Source organism: Catellatospora aurea (assembly GCF_042663325.1).
Lineage (GTDB): Bacteria > Actinomycetota > Actinomycetes > Mycobacteriales > Micromonosporaceae > Catellatospora > Catellatospora aurea.
This window is the reverse complement of sequence record NZ_JBHTAC010000002.1, coordinates 70,777-88,573: the sequence shown is the minus strand read 5'-3', so window position 1 is coordinate 88,573 and position 17,797 is coordinate 70,777. Positions and strand designations below refer to the sequence as shown.

Genomic DNA, 17,797 nt, shown 5'->3' with positions numbered 1-17,797 from the left:
CTCCTGTGATCACCCGAACGTGAACGCGTACGCCTCGGCGCCGGGCTCGGCGAACGTGATCTCCAAGGTGCGCTCGCGGACGTCGCCGCGTTCGCGTACGAGCTGGTAGAGCCGTCCCTCATCGAGCACGCCCGCGCCGTTCTCATCGACGTCCACGCCGTGCGATCGCCCTGGCGAGCGGCCGTCCACGAGCACCCGGAACGCCACCGGGCCACGCTCGCCCGAGGACAGGACCAGATGGGCGTCGCGCGCGTGGAACCGGCAGGCCAGGGTTCCCCCGGCGCGGGCGAGCACGACGCTCTCGCGTTCGGCCGTCCACTCGCCGGCGAGCGCCCAGTGGTTGAGGCGCAGCTCCGCGGGCAGGTCATAGGACCGCGGCTCGTCGAACGCGATCCCGCCCCGCGAGGCGAAGTTCTCGCCGCGCGCGTAGCCCAGATACGTCTCCGGCGAGCGCAGGTGCGTCCAGTCCGCCTCGGCCTCCACGCCGTCGCTTTCGACGTGGGTGGAGACCAGTGCCCGCTCCACCCCGAGCAGCCGCTGGAGGACCTGCTCGGAGCGCTCGTAGCGGCCCTCGCCGAAGTGCTGGTCGCGGACCACGCCGGCGGCGTCGAGGAAGTAGAGCGCGGGCCAGTAGTGGTTGTCGAACGCCTGCCAGACGGCGTAGTCGTTGTCGACCGCGACCGGATAGTCGATCTCCCGCGCCGCCACGGCCTGCCGGACCCGGCCGCTGTCGCGTTCGAACGCGAACTCCGGCGTGTGCACGCCGACGACGACCAGGCCGTCGTCGCGGTAGGCCTGCGACCAGGCACGCACGTACGGCTGGGCGCGCAGCCAGTTGATGCACGTCAGCGTCCAGAAGTCGACCAGCACGGCCCGGCCGCGCAGCTCGGGGCGGTCGAGCGGCGCGATGTTGAGCCACTCGCTCGCCCCGTCGAACGCCTGCAGGTGCACCGGCTCGGTCATGGTCGCCCTATCGCGGTGGCGTGGTCGTCATGTCTTTCACCTCTTCGCTGATGTTAAGTGGTGGATCAGCTGCGGGAACGGCTATCCGTAGCGGGCCCCGGGCCGGAATGCGACATACCGCGCGGTGCGGCCGAGGCCGCCCATCCGGTCATCGCCGTCGCCTGCCGGACGTCTCCGCGCGGACCGGCCGGTAACCCGCGAACGCCGACTCCAGCACGCCTTCGCCGCCGGTCGCCTCCGGCAGCACCCGGTGCAGCTCCTGCGCGTCGGCGGCGGTCAGCGTCGCGACGACCGTCATCTCGTCGCCGCGCGCGACCTGGTCGCCGACGGCGGCCCGCAGCCTGCTGAGCAGGCTCAGGACCGGCCCGAGCGCCCACGCCGGGAGATCGAGGGTCACCCGGGCCAGCGGCTCGCACAAGATGGTCCCGGACGCGGCCAGCGCCTGCGCCAGCACCAGCGGGGTCAGCTTGCGGAAGTCCGCGGAGGTGCTGTCCGGCCCGCGCAGCGACGGCGGCCCGTCCGCGACGCTGTACCGCGATTCGGTCATGGTCACCACGCAGTCGGTCACCGGCCAGCCGCGCGGGCCCGCGCGCAGCGCGTCGCGGACGTACTCGTCCATGGCCTGCTTGAACAGGTCGAGGGTGCGGTACACGTACAGCGGCGCGTACCGGTAGTCCACCGGCACCTGCACCTGGACTCCCGAACCCGGCGGTGCGGGTTCGACGCGCAGCCCGATGGTGGCCTGGTACGGGTTGGACGGTGTGTTGAGCCGCTCCACCGCGTGCCCGGTCCCGGCGGGCCGTTCGACGCAAAGGGTCGTCGTCTCCCGGAAGTGCGCGTCGATGCCGAACTCGGTGGCGAGGGTGGCCTGGATGACCTCCTTCTGCACCTCGCCGTAGAGCGACACGGCGGTGCCGAGGTGCTCGTCGGCCCGTACGTCGATCAGCGGGTCCTGCTCGGCGAGCTGCGCCAGCGCCGAGCGCAGGCGCGCGCCGTCGGCGGGGTCGGCGGGCACCAGCAGCGCCTCCAGCATGGGCGGGGCGAAGTGGTGTGCGGCCAGGCCGTGCGCCGCGCCGACGGCGTCGCCGACCTGCACGGCGGCCAGGCCGCGCAGCGCCGCGATCCCGCCCGCGGTGACGCTGTCGTGCGGGGTCCAGTGGCCCTGCGCCAGCATGTGCAGCCCGGTGATCCGGTCCCGGCCGCCGGTCGGGTGGTCGCGCAGGTGCAGGGTCCCGTCGAACATACGCACGTAGGCGACCTTCTCCCCCGCCGGGCCGCGTTCGATCTTGAAGATCCGCCCGCTCGGGGGCGCGGCGGGGTCGCCGGCCGACGCGGGCAGCAGCTCCGTCAGGCCCGCCATCAGGGCGTTCACGCCCGCGCCGGTCATCGCCGAGCCGGCGAAGACCGGGTGCACCGCGCACCGGGCGGTCTGCGCGGCCAGTTCGGCGCGCAGCCGCTGCGGCGTCAGGCAGGACTCGTCGGCGACGTACGCGGCGAGCAGCGCCTCGCTCTCGCCGGTGAGCACGTCGGCCAGGGCCCCGGTGTCCGGCTCGGCCTGTGCGCGGCGTTCGCCGGGCCACCTGACCCGGGTCATCGGCGCGGCCTTCACCTCCAGGCGGCGCACCAGGTCCGCGAGGGTGCGGCCGGCGTCGGCGCCACCCCGGTCGATCTTGTTGATGAAGATCAGCGTCGGTACGGCGAGCCGCCGCAGCGCGCGCATGAGCAGCCGGGTCTGCGGCTGCACTCCCTCCACGGCGGACACGACGAGCACCGCGCCGTCGAGCACGCCCAGGACACGGTCGACCTCGGCGATGAAGTCCGGGTGGCCGGGCGTGTCGATGATGTTGACCACCGTGTCCGCGATACGCAGCGACGCCACGGCCGAGCGGATGGTGATGCCGCGCTGTCGTTCCAGCGCCAGCGAATCGGTCTGCGTCGTGCCGGTGTCGACACTGCCGACCGTGTCGATGACCCCGGCCGCGTACAGCAGCCGCTCGGTCAGTGACGTCTTACCGGCGTCGACATGGGCCAAGATCCCGAGATTGAGCGTGCGGAGCGACAAACGTCAAGTCCTTCGAACGAACGGGCAGGAGAGCTTCGAAAGAACCGACCGTCGCTCGCATGTCCCGCTCCTCGTCCGTGGAAAGTCTGCCGCCGCCCACGTAACCACCATCCGCCCCACCGCGCGACCGATTTCCGCCCGCCACGCCGCCCCCAAACGAAGGAAGGGCACCTTCTTAACGGACGTCCGTTAAGAAGGTGCCCTTCCTTCGGGCTAGCGGCGGGCGGTGCGCCAGGGGGCGGGGCGGCCGTGCAGCCACCACTCCAGCCGCCGGGTGATCCACGGCAGCATCAGGTAAGTCATCAGCGGGGTCAGGCACAGCGTGCTGAGCAGCGTGCGCACCACGAGCGGGGCCCCGGCCAGGTAGCGCACCACCACGGCGTTGGCCAGCAGGCTGAGCGGGAAGAACACCAGCCAGATGGTGACCGCCTGCTTCCAGCGCGGCGGGGCGGGCGTACGCGCCTCCTCGACGCTGTGCTCCTGCGGCGGGTCGAACCAGCCCTCGATGCCGGTACGCCGCTCGGTGCGGGCGTGCTCGACGATGCCCTGCGCCGACGACAGCCACCACTGCCGCTGCGCCGACTCCTCCCAGGTACGCAGTGCGTCGGCGTCGGCGAACCGGTACAGCATGTGCCAGTCGACGGAGCCCGGCCCCGGGCGCACCCACCCCGCCCCGAGGAACCCGGGGAACTCCTCGGCGAGGGTGGTGCCCGCCCGCATCCACGCGATCATCTCGCGGGCGTGGCTGGGGTCGGCCCGGCGCGTGATGGCGATGGTCACCGGTACGGCGCCGTTGCTGCTGGTCATGCCTCCATCTAACGCGGCCGCGCGGCGCGGCGGTGTTACCGGGATCGCGTTCGGGGCGCGTTCTTGGTCACGTCGGGGCGGCGAGTCCGGCCGCGACGGTCCGGGTCAGCGGCCGCTCAGCCGCGACCAGAGCGAGCGTCGGTACGGATTCGGGGTCGGGCCGCCGCTCAGCGGCCGGACCGCGTGCAAGCCGCGGGTGCGGATCAGCTCCTCGGGCCACCGCTCGGTCAGCACCCGCGCCAGCAGCGGATCATGGCTGTGCACCAGGCGGGGCACCTGGTCCGGGCCGGGCACGACCGCGCGGGTCCACGCGCCGAAGACGTCCGGCCAGGGCTGGAGCGCGGTGGCCAGCCGCCCTTCGAAGGTGGTGCCCGCCCAGGCCGAGCCGCCCTTCCTGGCCGCCTCGTTGATCCGGGTCCACTCCTTGGCGTCGGGGACGCACAGCCATACCCCGAAGGTCGCGGTGCGGTCGTGCTCGACCGGCACCGGCAGGATCACCCGGATGAAGGCGCCCAGGCCAGCGATGTTGAAGACCTGCTCCGACTCGAACAGGGTGCGCTGTGCCCGGTCGTCGTCGTCCAGGTAGGCGACCGGATCCGGCATCTCCAGGTCCCACGCGAGGTTGCCCGGCGGCAGCGGCTCACCGCAGCAGCTACACAGATTCGCGGTCTCCTCGGCCACGGCAGATCCCCCGTCTCGATCGTCGCCGCGAGTGCGGCGGCCAGACCCTACACCGCACCGGACCACGAGAGGATCCCGTCGACAGCAGTCGATAGCTCACGCACGGGCGAAGTGGCGTGTGAAGCTCTGGGCACCATGCCGAACCGGCGGGCCTCAGGCCTTGTCGCCGTGCCAGGAGCGCCACAGCGCCGCGTACGCCCCGTCCGCGCGGACCAGCTCGTCGTGGCTGCCCAGCTCGGTGATCCGGCCGTCGGCCAGGACGGCGACCCGGTCGGCGTCGTGCGCCGTGTAGAGCCGGTGCGCGATGGCGATCACGGTCCGGCCGTGCAGAACCGCGCCGAGCGAGCGTTCGGTGCGGCGGGCGGTCGTCGGGTCCAGCGCCGCCGTCGCCTCGTCGAGGATCAGCGTGTGCGGGTCCGCGAGCACCAGCCGTGCCAGCGCCACCTGCTGCGCGTCGGCCGGGTTCAGCGCCCGCGCGCCGTCGCCGAGTTCGGTGTCGAGACCGTCGGGCAGGTCGGCGTACCAGTCCGCGCCCACGGCGACGAGTGCGGCGAGCATGTCGTCGTCGGTCGCGCCGGGCGCGGCGAAGGCGAGGTTGTCGCGCAGCGTGCCGATGAAGACGTGGTGCTCCTGGGTGACCAGCGCGATGCGGCGGCGGCGTTCGGCGGGGTCGAGGTCGGTCACCGCGACGCCGCCGAGGCTGACGGTTCCTTCGCGGGGCGCGTCGATCCCGGCGAGCAGGCGGGCCAGCGTCGACTTGCCCGCGCCGGAGGGGCCGACGACGGCGAGCCGCTCGCCGGGGCGCACCTCCAGGTCGATGCCGTGCAGCACGTCGTGGCCGCCGGCGTAGCGGAACCGCACGCCGCGGACGACGAGCCGCTGCCCGGGCGGGGCCGTGGCTACGCCGCGGGGTTCGGGCGCGACCAGGCCGATGCCGAGGACGCGGGCGAGCGAGGCGAATCCCCGCTGCGCCTGCTCCAGAAAGATCATGATGCGGTCGACCGGCTCGATCGACTGCTGGGCGTAGAGGGTGGCCGCCACCACCGCGCCGAGGCTGACCCAGCCGTTGGCCAGGAAGAACCCGCCCGCGAGCAGCATCGCCGCGGCGGGCAGCGCGTATCCGAACTCGACGACGGGGAAGAACACGCTGCGCAGCGCCAGCGTCGTCCGGCGGGTCGTCCACTGGCGGGCGATGCGCGCGGTGCCCTCGCGGGTCCGCTGCTCGGTCAGCCGCAGCGCCTCCACGGTTCGCGCGCCCTCGGCGGTGGCCGTCATCGACTCCGTCAGCTCCGAGGCCGCCTCCCCTTCGGCCAGGTACGCCTGCGGGGCCCGGCGCAGGTACCAGCGGGCGACGGCCAGGGTCGTCGGCGCCCCGGCGAGGATGAGCACGCCGAGCAGCGGGTGCAGCAGGAACGCGGCCGCGACGACCAGCAGCAGCTGGATGATCGAGATCAGCACGGTCGGCACGACCTGGCGGACGGCGTTGCCGACGGTGGCGACGTCGACGGAGCTGCGGGTGGCCAGGTCACCGGTGCCCGCCCGCTCGACCACGGCGATCGGCAGGCGCAGCGTACGCGCGACGAAGTCCTCGCGCAGCCGGGCGTTGGCCCGTTCACCGAACCGGTTGCCGACGTTCTGGGCGGTGCGCGACAGCAGGATCTGCGCCAGCACGCACCCGGCGATGGCCACGGCGAACATGTCCACGGCGGAGGCCGGTGCGCCGGCGGTGACCCGGTCGACGATCCGCCCCACCAGCCACGGCGAGGCGAGCCCGGCGATCGCGGCGGCCACGTGCAGCACGAGCGCGAGGATCAGCGACCGTCTCTCGGCGCGCGCCAGTTCGGCGACCGAGCGGCGCACGGTCGCCCGGTCCGCGACGGGCAGTGCTTTCATCGCCGAGGCGACGGCGGTGGTCTCGGTCATCGCGCGGCTCCTACCTGCCTGGCGGCGTCGGTCTCGGGCTCGTCGGCGTCGCGGGCGACCAGCGCCCGGTAGCCGGGTTCGGTCTCCAGCAGCTCGCCGTGCCGGCCGACGGCGGCGACCCGGCCGTCGCGGACGAACGCCACGAGGTCGGTGCGGTCCAGCAGCAGCGGGGACGTCGCGATGACGACGGTGGTCCGGCCGGCGCGGTGCTCGTGCAGCCGGTCGGCGATGCGGGCCTCGGTGTGCGAGTCGACGGCCGAGGTCGGGTCGACGAGGATGAGCACGTCGGGTTCGGCGAGCAGGTGCTGGGCCAGCCGCACCCGCTGGCGCTGGCCGCCGGAGAGGTTGCGGCCGCGGGCCTCGATCGGCGCGGCGAGCCCGCCGGGCAGCGACTCCACGACGTCGTCGGCGGAGGCGGTCCGGATCGCGGCGGCGAGCTGCGCGTCGGTGGCGTCACCGCGGCTGCGCAGCACGTCGCGCAGCGGGCCCGGGAACAGGTACGAGTCGTGGTCGGCGACGAGGATGCGGGCCCGGACCCGCTCCGTGTCGACCCCGGTGATCGGCAGCCCGCCCCAGGTCACGTCGCTGGGCACGTAGTGGCCGAGCCGGTCGGCGAGCGCGATCGCGTCCGCGGGGTCCTCGGCCGCGACACCGAGCATACGGCCGACCGGCACGGTCAGCCCCGACTGCGGGTCGTGCAGCTCGGCGGGGCCCGCGGGGGCGGCGCCGGACGCGGCCGCTGCGGGCTCGATGCGCAGCACCGCGATGATCCGGCGGGCCGCGACGATGCCGCGTACGGTCATGAAGCCGCCTTCGAGCAGGAACCAGACCGGCACCGACAGGACCGCGGTGTATCCGTAGACGGCGACCATCTCCCCGACGGTGATCTGGCCTTCGGTCGCCAGGCGCGCCGCCAGCCAGACGGTCGCGGCCAGGAACAGGGCGGGGATGCCCGCGGTCAGCGCCTGCACCCAGCTCATGATCGAGCCGACCCGGTAGCCCCGCCGGAGCAGGCTCTGCGATCGGGCCGCGTACCGGCGGGCGAACAGGTCGCGGCCGCCGACCCCGGCCAGCACCCGCAGCCCGGACACGATGTCACCGGCCCGGGTGGTCAGGATCCCGAGCTCGTGCCGGTACGCGGTGTCGACGCCCTGCAGCCGGTTGAGCAGCGGCCCCACCGCGAGCGCGACGGTGGGCACGCCGAGCAGCACGAACAGGGCCAGCATCGGGTCGACCGACCACAGCACGACGGCCGCGATGGCGTAGGACAGGACCGCGCCCACGCCCGGCCCCGTCATCGTCAAGGCCCACGAGGCCTGCGACACGTCCGTGCCGCACACGGTCGCGATCTCGCCGGACGCGACGGTGCGGGGCAGCACCGCGCCGAGCCGGGCGATGTGGTGCAGCACCACCTGCGAGGAGCGGGCCGTGGCGTCCTCGCGCAGGAAGGTCATCGTCCGGTGCCGCATGATGCCCAGCCAGGCGACGACCGTCCCGGCGACCACGATCGCGGCGACCCAGGTCAGCAGCGCCCCGGTGTCACCCGTGCGCAGCCCGTCGTCGATCGCCCGCGCGATCAGCCACGGCCGCACGGCCAGCCCGATCATCCACGCCGTGCCGACGACGCTGCCGCGCAGGGCACGCGGCCACTGGCTGCGGACCAGCCACCACAGGTACCGCACGGGGCCTCTGGTATCCGGAATGCCGGGATCGGGGTGTGGGAGGCGTGGGGGCATGGGGCCAGGCTACCGACGGCCCCCGCCTGCCGGCTTCCGGTTTTGTCCCATCTCACCGGTGTGTGCGCTCTGGACGGTTCACCCGTTCGATACGGCGGGCTCGACGCGATCGCGCCGCTGCGCCACCCGGCGCCAGACGAACCGCTGGGCGCGCAGCGTGACGAAGCCGACCACGATCAGCACCACGATGTTGAGCAGCAGTTGCAGCAGGGAGCCCCGGGCTTCCCGCCACAACGCGTACGCGCTGGCCAAGCCGATGTCGGACGCGGCCGGGATGGTGGTGACCGAGATGAACACGCCGAGCATGGTGCTGAACCGCGCCTCGGTGAGCGCCACCACCCCGACGACACCCGCCAGCACCGCGACGACCAGCGAGAAGAAGTTCGGCGAGTCGATCAGGTGGGACACCGGCCGCAGCCCCAGCTCGAAGGCGGGCGGCGTCCGGCCCGTGCCACGGACGACCAGGCCGAACCCGTACGCCGCCAGGCAGGCCAGCGCGAAACCGCCGGCCAGCGCGGACAGCCCTTTGCGGACCGGGGCCCACGCACGGCGGTCCAGCCCGGAGGCGACACTGACGACGGCCGCGTACTCGGGTCCCACGACCATCGCCCCGACGATCAGGATCTCCGAGTTGGTGAGGATGCCGACCGCGCCGATGACGCCCGCGACGGCCAGGAAGAGATAGAAGCTCGGCGTGTAGAAGGCCCCGGCCCGGATGCGGGACTGGACCTCGTCCCACACCGGCGCCCGCGCGAGCGCGCCGAGCCGCCGGGTCTCGGCCTGCGCGGCCCGCTCGGACAGGGCCAGCTCGACGTGTTCGATGACGACCGAGCCGCGCCGGTCGACGCCCAGGTCGCGAAAGCTGCGCAGGACCCGGTTGGCCGCGCCGGTGAGCAGGTCGCACTCGACGGCGTCGCCGTCGGGGTTGCGGGCCGCCCCGGGCAGCACGACCAGATTGACGACGGCCGGATCGGCGGCCAGCACGCCGACGAGCCGGTCGCTGAGATCCGGCGGGCTCACCGCCCGGATGTGGATCATTTCCATGGGCCCACCCGCCCGTCAGCTGCCCGCGTCGGTGGCCGCGTACTCGTCGAGCAGCCGCTGCTCCTGCTCTTTACGGGGGAAGAACACGTAAACGATGGCCGCGCCGATCAGCACCGCGACGATGCCGGCCAGGTAGGCCCACTGGTCGCCCTGCAGGAACGCCTCCTTCGCCCCCGCGATGATCTGCGTTGCGTACTGCGGGTACTGCTCGGCGGTGGTGGCGGCGCTGGAGAACGACTTGGTGAGCTGCGCCTGCACGCTGGCGGTGATCTCCGGGCTGGGCGGGGCGGCGGTGACGGCGGCCGCGGCGGCGGTGGCGTACCCGGCGGTCAGCAGCGCCCCGAAGATCGACTGCATGACCGCACCGCCGAGGTCGCGCTGCAGGTCGGCGGTGCCGGAGGCCATGCCGGCCCGGGTCACCGGGACCGCCCCGGTCAGCGAGTGCGAGGCGGGCGTGCCCGCGAACCCGACGCCCGCGCCGATGAAGGCGTAGCCGAGGCCGACCTGCCAGTAGCCGATGCCCTCCCGCCACAGCAGCAGCATGGTCAGGAACCCCAGCAGCACGAAGACGTATCCGGTGAGCAGCGTGAACCTGGCCCCGTGCGACTCGACCAGCTTCGCCGAACGCGGCGCGATGAGCACCATCAGGATCGCCGAGGGCAGGATCGCCATACCGGCCTGCACCGTGGTGTAGCCGAGCACGTTCTGCAGGAACTGCTGGCCGACGAACATCGCGCCCATCAGCGACCCGAACACGATGATGCCCGCGCAGGCCGCGACCCAGAACACCCGCCGGGAGGCGATGCCCAGATGGTAGAGCGGATTCGCGGCGCGGCGCTCGCGTAGCACGAACGCGACGACCGCGGCCAGCGCGAGCACGGTCAGTCCCGCGACGAGCGCGCCGGAGTTCGGCACGGGCGCGAAGTTGATGGCCAGGATCGCCGCGCCGACCAGGACGACCGACAGGATGCCGCCGAGGTTGTCGACCGGTTCGGTGGTCTCGTGCACGTGCGCGGGCACCAGCGCCAGGGCCATGACCAGCGCGAGCGCCGCGAGCGGCAGGGTGAGCAGGAAGACCGAGCCCCACCAGAAGCGCTCCAGGGCGAAACCCGCGGCCAGTGGCCCCAGTGAGGCGATCGCGCCGCCGACCGCCGACCAGAGCGCGATGGCGTGGGTGCGGGCCGGTCCCGACCACAGCGCGGCGATGAGCGCCAGCGTGGTCGGGTAGGCCATGCCCGCCGACAGCCCGCCGACGAAGCGGGCGACGATGAGGACGGTGTCCGTCGGCGCGTACGCGGCCAGCAGGCACGCGGGGACCGACAGCAGGATGCCCAGCACCAGCATGAGCTTGCGCCCGTACCGGTCGCCCAGCGCGCCGAGGTAGAGCACGGAGCAGGCCAGGCCGAGCGAGTACGCGACCGCGATGAGGTTGAGCGCCGTCTGCGAGGAGTCGAAGGCCCGGCCGATGTCGGGCAGTGCCACGTTGGCGACGGCCAGGTTGAGATTGGCCACCGCCGCCACCAGGATCAGCGCGGCGAGCACGAGCCCCTGCCGCGCCGGCGCCGGCGGCCGCCCGTCCGGCGATGAGGTCATCGGCCCACTCCCCTCCCCATCCGGTCGGCGAGGTGTTTCGCTCAGGCTATCGAGTGTTCTGTCCTTCATGAGTTGTTTGCGGCATTAGATCCGCCCTATCGGCCCGAAAGTGAAAAACTGGCCGAGACGGTTGTCGATCCACACCGGAACGTTCGGCCTCGGCGGGGCCGGATATGGTCGGAGGCGGAGACGACCGGCAGGGAGCAGATGATCACCCGCGCAGGTGGCGATCGATGAGTCGACCGGGCCGCACCGGCCCACCGCAGGAATCCGCAGGCGACGGTGCGCCGGGCGGGTTCGCCTTCCTGCTGCCCGGTGACACCCGCGCGCCCGACAGCTTGCGCACCGTGTTCGTGGCGTTCGGGGCCAACCTGCTGATCGCGGTCGCCAAGACGGCCGCCGCGCTGATCACGAGGTCGGCGTCGCTGACCGCAGAGGCGGCGCACTCCTGGGCGGACACCGGCAACGAGGTGTTCCTGCTCGTGGCCAACCGCCGCGCCGTCCGCCCGGCCGACCGGCAGCACCCGCTCGGACACGGCCGCGAGGCGTACGTCTGGTCGCTGTTCGCGGCGGTGGGGCTGTTCGTGGCCGGCGGCGCGTTCTCGATCACGCACGGCGTCGGCCAGCTGCGCAACCCGACCCCGGCCGACGACTTCCTCCTCGGGTACGCCGTGCTGGCCCTGTCGTTCCTGCTGGAGGGCGTGTCGTTCGTGCAGTCGGTGCGCCAGGCCCGGGCGGACGCCAGGGTGATGCAGCGCGATCTCATCGAGCACGTGCTGGCCACCTCCGATCCGGCGCTGCGGGCCGTGTTCGCCGAGGACGCCGCGGCCCTGACCGGCCTGGTGCTGGCGACCGCCGGGCTGGCCGCGCATCAGCTGACCGGCTCGGCCGTGCCGGACGCCGTCGGGTCGATCCTGGTCGGGGTCCTGCTCGTGGTGGTCGCGGCGGTCCTCATCAACCGCAACCGCCGGTTCCTCGTCGGGGAGGAGGCCGACCCGCGGGTGCGCACCGCGGTGCTGCGGTCGATGCTGGCCATGCCCGAGGTCTCCCGGGTGACCTACCTGCGGCTGGAGGTGGTGGGACCACGCATGATCTCGGTGGTCGGCGACGTCGACCTCACCGGCGAAGACACCGAGTCGCAGGTGGCGGTGCGGCTGCGGGCACTGGAAGCCAAGATCGCCGCCAGCGCGGCGGTGGCCGGGGCGGTCTTCAGCCTCTCCGCCCCGGACGAGCCGTCACTGGCGCCGGACGACACCGGATCTTGTCCGGAAATGCGCCAGGATGTCCAATAGAGCGCCATCTGGTTTTGGTGGTTCTCCACAAAATTAGCTGTCGTCCCCTGACCAGTACAACGGTTTGCTACCGCTCAGTAGCTGCAAAGGTTGTTGACGGGGACCCACCCCATGGGGTTCTTCGTTCGGTTCTTTGGAAGGCTTACTCGGTGTTCAATCGCATCGCCATCGTCAACCGGGGTGAGGCCGCCATGCGGCTGATCCACGCCGTCCGCGAGATCAACGCGGAGTCCGGCGCGCCACCGATCGAGACCATCGCGCTCTACACCGAAGCGGAACGCACCGCGACCTTCGTCCGCGAGGCCGACGACAGCTACTGCCTCGGCCCAGCGTCCGCGCGCCCCTACCTCGACCACGCCGTGCTGGAGCGCGCCCTGGTCGAGATGCAGGCCGACGCCGCGTGGGTGGGCTGGGGCTTCGTCGCCGAGGACCCCACGTTCGCCGAGCTGTGCGAGAAGATCGGCGTCACCTTCATCGGCCCGAGCGCCGAGGCGATGCGCAAGCTCGGTGACAAGATCGGCTCGAAGCTGATCGCCGAGGAGGTCGGCGTTCCGGTCGCGCCGTGGAGCCGCGGCGCGGTGGAGAGCCTGGAGGCGGCCACCCGCTCGGCGGCCGAGATCGGCTACCCGCTGATGCTCAAGGCCACCGCCGGCGGCGGCGGGCGCGGCATCCGCGTGGTGCGCAGCGACGAGGAGCTGGCCAACGCGTACGAGCGCACCAGCCTGGAGGCCAAGCGCGCCTTCGGCAGCGGCATCGTGTTCCTGGAGCGCCTGGTCACCGGCGCCCGGCACGTCGAGGTCCAGGTCATCGCCGACGGCCAGGGCACCGCGTGGGCGCTGGGCGTGCGCGACTGCTCCGTGCAGCGGCGCAACCAGAAGGTCATCGAGGAGTCCGCCTCGCCGGTGCTCGCTCCCGAGCAGGTGGCCGAGGTGAAGGCGGCGGCCGAGCGGCTGGCGCTGGCGGTGAACTACCGCGGCGCGGGCACGGTGGAGTTCCTGTACCACCCGGGCGAGAAGCTGTTCGCCTTCCTGGAGGTCAACACCCGCCTGCAGGTCGAGCACCCGATCACCGAGGCGACCACCGACTTCGACCTGGTCAAGGCGCAGATCCACGTCGCCTCGGGCGGCCGGCTGGGCGACCTGGTCCCGACCGAGGTGGGCCACGCGGTGGAGGCCCGGCTCAACGCCGAGGACCCCGACCGCGACTTCGCCCCGTCCCCCGGCCGCATCGAGCGGCTGACCCTGCCCGCGGGCCCCGGCGTGCGGGTGGACACCGGCGTCAGCGAGGGCGACGTCATCCCCGCCGACTTCGACTCGATGATCGCGAAGATCATCGCCTTCGGGCGTACCCGCGAGGAGGCGCTGGGCCGGCTGCGCCGCGCGGTCGCCGACACCACCGTCATCATCGAGGGCGGCGCGACCAACAAGAGCTTCCTGCTCGACCTGCTCGACCAGCCCGAGGTGATCGACGGCAGCGCCGACACCGGCTGGATCGACCGGGTCCGCGCGCAGGGCCGTCTGGTCTCGGCCAAGCACTCCGGCATCGCGCTGGCCGCCGCAGCGATCGAGGCGTACGAGGACGAGGCGCTCGTCGAGCAGCAGCGGCTGCTGTCCACCGCGCACGGCGGCCGCCCGCAGGTGCAGCACAAGAGCGGCCGCCCCATCGACCTCAAGCTGCGCGGCGCCGCCTACCGGGTGTCGGTCGCGCAGATCGGGCCGCACCGCTTCCGGGTCGGCATCGGCGAGACCCCGACCGTGGACGTCGAGCTGGAGCGCTTCGACGAGCACACCGGCCGGGTCCTGGTCAACGGCCGCCGCTTCCGGCTGGTCACCGACACCCACGGCCCGATCCACCTGGTCGAGGTCGACGGCGTCACGCACCGGGTCAGCCGCGACGAGGGCGGCGTGCTGCGCTCCCCCGCCCCGGCGCTGGTGGTCGCGACCCCGCTGCAGGTCGGCGACGAGGTCGAGGCCGGCGCGCCGGTGCTCGTGCTGGAGAGCATGAAGATGGAGACCGTGCTGCGCGCACCGGTCAAGTCGAAGGTGCGCGAGATCGCGGTGTCGGTCGGCAGCCAGGTCGAGTCCGGCGCGCCGCTGATGCGCCTGGAGCCGGTCGGCGACGACAGCGCGGCCGAGACCGCCACGACCGAGACCGTGGACCTGGAGCTGCCGCCCGAGCCGGCCGGCCTGACCGCCGAGGCCCGGGTCGCGCGCGGACTGGCCGACCTGCGCAGCCTGCTGCTCGGCTACGACCTCGACCCGCGCGACGAGCGCCGGGCCCTGTCGGCGTACCTGGCCGGGCGGGCCGAACTGGGCCGCGTGCCGATCGAGGGCGAAACCGAACTGCTGCAGGTGTTCGCCGACCTGTCCGAGCTGAGCCGCAACCGGCCGGCCGGCGAGGAGACCCAGGCCGACACCCGGGTGCACAGCCCGCGCGAGTTCTTCCACGCCTACCTGCAGAGCCTGGACGTCGACCGGGCCGGGCTGCCCGACGCGTTCCGCCAGCGGCTGGGCCGGGTGCTCGCGCACTACGGCGTCGACGGCTTCGACCGTACGCCCCAGCTGGAAGAGGCCGTCTTCCGGATCTTCCTGGCGCAGCAGCGCTCCTCCGCCGACGTCGCGGTCATCGTGTCGCTGCTGCAGCAGTGGCTGACCGAGCCGATCCCGGGCGAGGCCCAGCGCGAGGCGGTCGGCCAGGCGCTGGAGCACCTGATCTGGGCGACCCAGGTCCGGTTCCCGGTCGTCGGCGACCTGGCCCGCAGCATCGTGTTCCGCTGGGCCGCCCAGCCGATGCTGCGCCGCAAGCGCGCCGAGGTCTACAACGAGGTCCGCGACCACCTGCGCCAGCTCGACCGCGACCCGGCCGCCGCCGACCGCGACGAGCGCATCGCGAAGATGGTCGCCTCGCCGGAGCCGCTGGTGCGGCTGCTCGCGCAGCGCATCGGCCGGCCTCACGCCGACAACGGGCCGATGCTGGAGGTGCTCAGCCGCCGCTACTACGGCAACCGCGGCGTCAGCGACACCCGCTGCGCCGAGGTCGCCGGGCACACGTTCTTCACCGCGGCGTACGCCCGCGACGGTGAGCGCTTCCGGCTGATCTCGACGGCGACCGACTTCGCCGAGCTGCCTGCCGCGCTGGAGAAGACGGCCGGGCTCGTCGACGGGGCGGCGTTCGCCGACGTCTACCTGACCTGGGCCGACCAGCCCGACACGGACACGATGGCCACCACCCTGCGCGAGGTGCTCGACCGCGCCGGGCTGCCGGAGGCACTCCAGCGGGTGACGGTGTCGGTGGCCGGCCCGACCGGCGCGGCCATGCACCACCACTTCACCTTCCAGCCGGGCCAGGGCGAGGACCGGGTGATCCGCGGACTGCACCCGCAGATCGCCGAGCGCCTGCAGCTGCCGCGGCTGCGCAACTTCGACCTGACCCGCCTGCCCTCGATCGACGAGGAGGTCTACCTCTTCCGCTGCGTCGCCCCGGACAACCCGGCCGACGAGCGCCTCGCCGCGATGGCGCAGGTCCGCGACCTGACCCCGCTGCGCGACGCGGACGGGCGGGTGCTGGCCCTGCCGGCCCTGGAGGGCATGCTCGACGGCTGCCTCGACGCGATCCGCAAGGTGCAGGCGCGGCGACCGGCCAAGAAGCGCCTCGACACCAACCGCATCACGCTGTACGTCTGGCCGAACAGCGAGCTGACCATGGAGGACCTGAACACGGTCATCCAGCGCGTGCTGCCGCGCACCGCCGGGGCGGGCCTGGAGCAGGTGCTCGTCCTGGGCCGCCAGCGCGACCAGGTCACCGGCGAGATGAGCGACGTCGCGGTCGAGGTGTCCTTCGACCAGGGCATGCGCATGTCGGTGACCGCGCCGACGACCGAGCCGATCGAGCCGCTGGACGACTACCGGCAGAAGGTGCTGTCGGCCCGCCGCCGCGGCACGACCTACCCGTACGAGCTGACCGGCCTGCTGGCCGGCCGCGAGGGCAGCTTCACCGAGTACGACCTGGACGACACGGGTGAGCTGGTCGCCGTGGAGCGGCCGAAGGGGCGCAACAAGGCGGGCATCGTGGCCGGTGTGGTCAGCACGCCGACCGCGCGCTACCCCGAGGGCGTCACCCGGGTGGTGCTGCTCGGCGACCCGACCAAGGCGCTGGGCGCGCTGTCGGAGCCGGAGTGCGCGCGCATCATCGCGGCGCTGAACCTCGCCGAGCGGATGCAGGTGCCGCTCGACTGGTTCGCGCTGTCGGCCGGCGCCCGGATCTCGATGGACTCGGGCACCGAGAACATGGACTGGGTGGCCGCGGCGCTCAAGCGCATCGTGGAGTTCACCCAGGACGGCGGCGAGATCAACATCGTGGTCGCGGGCATCACGGTCGGCGCGCAGCCGTACTGGAACGCCGAGGCCACCATGCTCATGCACACCAAGGGCATCCTGGTGATGACCCCGGACTCGGCGATGGTGCTGACCGGCAAGCAGTCGCTGGACTTCTCCGGCGGCGTGTCGGCCGAGGACAACTTCGGCATCGGCGGCTACGACCGGGTCATGGGCCCCAACGGCCAGGCCCAGTACTGGGCCCCGGATCTGCGGGCCGCCCAGGGCGTGCTGATGGCCCATCACGAGCACGCCTACATCGCGCCGGGTGAGTCCGGTCCGCGCCGGGCGGCCACCACCGACCCGGTCGACCGCGACATCTCGCCGTTCCCGCACGCGGTGCCGGACAGCGACTTCACCACCGTCGGGCAGATCTTCTCCAAGGAGCACAACCCCGACCGTAAGAAGCCGTTCGACATCCGCACGCTGATGCGGGCGCTGGCCGACCAGGACCACACGATCCTGGAGCGCTGGGCGGGCATGGCCGACGCCGAGACGACGGTCGTGCAGGACGTGCACCTGGGCGGCATCCCGGTGTGCCTGCTGGGCATCGAGTCCCGGTCGGTGCCGCGGCGCGGCTTCCCGCCCACCGACGGCCCCGACACGTACACCGCGGGCACGCTGTTCCCGCAGTCGTCGAAGAAGGCGGCGCGGGCCATCAACGCCGCCAGCGGCAACCGGCCGCTGGTCGTGCTGGCGAACCTGTCCGGGTTCGACGGCTCGCCGGAGTCGATGCGCAAGCTGCAGCTGGAGTACGGCGCGGAGATCGGCCGGGCGATCGTGAACTTCCGCGGCCCGATCGTGTTCTGCGTGATCTCCCGCTACCACGGCGGCGCGTTCGTGGTGTTCTCCAAGGCGCTCAACCCGAACATGACGGTGCTGGCGCTGGAGGGCTCGTTCGCCTCCGTGCTCGGCGGCGCGCCGGCCGCGGCCGTGGTGTTCGCGGGTGACGTCAACGCCCGTACCGCCAAGGACCCGCGGGTGGTCGACCTGGAGACCCGGATCGTGGCCGCGACCGGTGGCGAGAAGGCGGCCCTGGTCGGGCAGCTGCTCGACGTGCGGGCCTCGGTCCGGGCGGAGAAGCTGAGCGAGGTCGCCGCCGAGTTCGACGGCGTGCACAGCATCCAGCGTGCCGTGCAGGTCGGCTCCGTCGACGCCATCATCAGCGCCGCGGAGATGCGCCCGCAGATCATCGCGGCCATCGAGCGGGGACTCATGGTCGCCTAACACGAGCATTCGTCCAAAAGCCGGTCAGTGCGTCACTTGTTGGCGCCCTGACCGGCTTCGTAAGTGTGATTACTTGCCGTTAGTCGCACCCATTTG

At 72.8% G+C, this 17,797-nt stretch carries 10 protein-coding genes; 2 read left to right on the top strand and 8 right to left on the bottom strand.

The annotated features are described in order from the left end of the window. Positions 1-9 precede the first annotated feature (9 nt). The 8 genes from ACFQO7_RS02335 to ACFQO7_RS02300 all read right to left on the bottom strand — a co-directional run bounded on the left by ACFQO7_RS02335 (position 10) and on the right by ACFQO7_RS02300 (position 10,809). Positions 10-963, bottom strand: coding sequence for a redoxin family protein (locus ACFQO7_RS02335; protein ID WP_376804783.1), 954 nt, complete (start codon positions 961-963; stop codon positions 10-12). 148 nt (positions 964-1,111) lie between these two features. Then, positions 1,112-3,025, bottom strand: coding sequence for a GTP-binding protein (locus tag ACFQO7_RS02330; protein WP_376804782.1), 1,914 nt, complete (start codon positions 3,023-3,025; stop codon positions 1,112-1,114). A 213-nt stretch (positions 3,026-3,238) separates the two neighbouring features. After that, a complete protein-coding gene (locus ACFQO7_RS02325) occupies positions 3,239-3,832 on the bottom strand; it encodes an antibiotic biosynthesis monooxygenase (protein ID WP_376804781.1) in 594 nt (197 codons plus the stop codon). 105 nt (positions 3,833-3,937) lie between these two features. Then, positions 3,938-4,513: a DUF2199 domain-containing protein gene (locus ACFQO7_RS02320; RefSeq protein ID WP_376804780.1), complete on the bottom strand. Its 576-nt coding sequence runs from the start codon at positions 4,511-4,513 to the stop codon at positions 3,938-3,940. A 153-nt stretch (positions 4,514-4,666) separates the two neighbouring features. After that, positions 4,667-6,436: an ABC transporter ATP-binding protein gene (locus ACFQO7_RS02315; protein ID WP_376804779.1), complete on the bottom strand. Its 1,770-nt coding sequence runs from the start codon at positions 6,434-6,436 to the stop codon at positions 4,667-4,669. Continuing rightward, on the bottom strand, positions 6,433-8,043 hold the full coding sequence (locus ACFQO7_RS02310; protein ID WP_376805013.1) for an ABC transporter ATP-binding protein: 1,611 nt from the start codon (positions 8,041-8,043) through the stop codon (positions 6,433-6,435). Before ACFQO7_RS02310 ends, ACFQO7_RS02315 begins: the two co-directional genes overlap by 4 nt. 207 nt (positions 8,044-8,250) lie before the next feature. Then, entirely contained in the window at positions 8,251-9,216 is a 966-nt protein-coding gene (locus ACFQO7_RS02305) for a DUF389 domain-containing protein (protein WP_376804778.1), read from the bottom strand. Positions 9,217-9,231: 15 nt separating this feature from the next. Then, positions 9,232-10,809: an MFS transporter gene (locus tag ACFQO7_RS02300; RefSeq protein WP_376804777.1), complete on the bottom strand. Its 1,578-nt coding sequence runs from the start codon at positions 10,807-10,809 to the stop codon at positions 9,232-9,234. Between the two features lie 233 nt (positions 10,810-11,042). On the opposite strand from ACFQO7_RS02300, the gene ACFQO7_RS02295 reads away from it, so the two are divergent. Together ACFQO7_RS02295 and ACFQO7_RS02290 are read left to right on the top strand one after the other, a co-directional pair. After that, positions 11,043-12,101, top strand: coding sequence for a cation diffusion facilitator family transporter (locus ACFQO7_RS02295; protein WP_376804776.1), 1,059 nt, complete (start codon positions 11,043-11,045; stop codon positions 12,099-12,101). A gap of 149 nt (positions 12,102-12,250) precedes the next feature. After that, the gene (locus ACFQO7_RS02290; RefSeq protein WP_376804775.1) at positions 12,251-17,701 is read left to right on the top strand and encodes an ATP-binding protein; all 5,451 of its coding nucleotides are present in this window, start codon (positions 12,251-12,253) and stop codon (positions 17,699-17,701) included. The last annotated feature ends 96 nt before the right edge of the window (positions 17,702-17,797 follow it).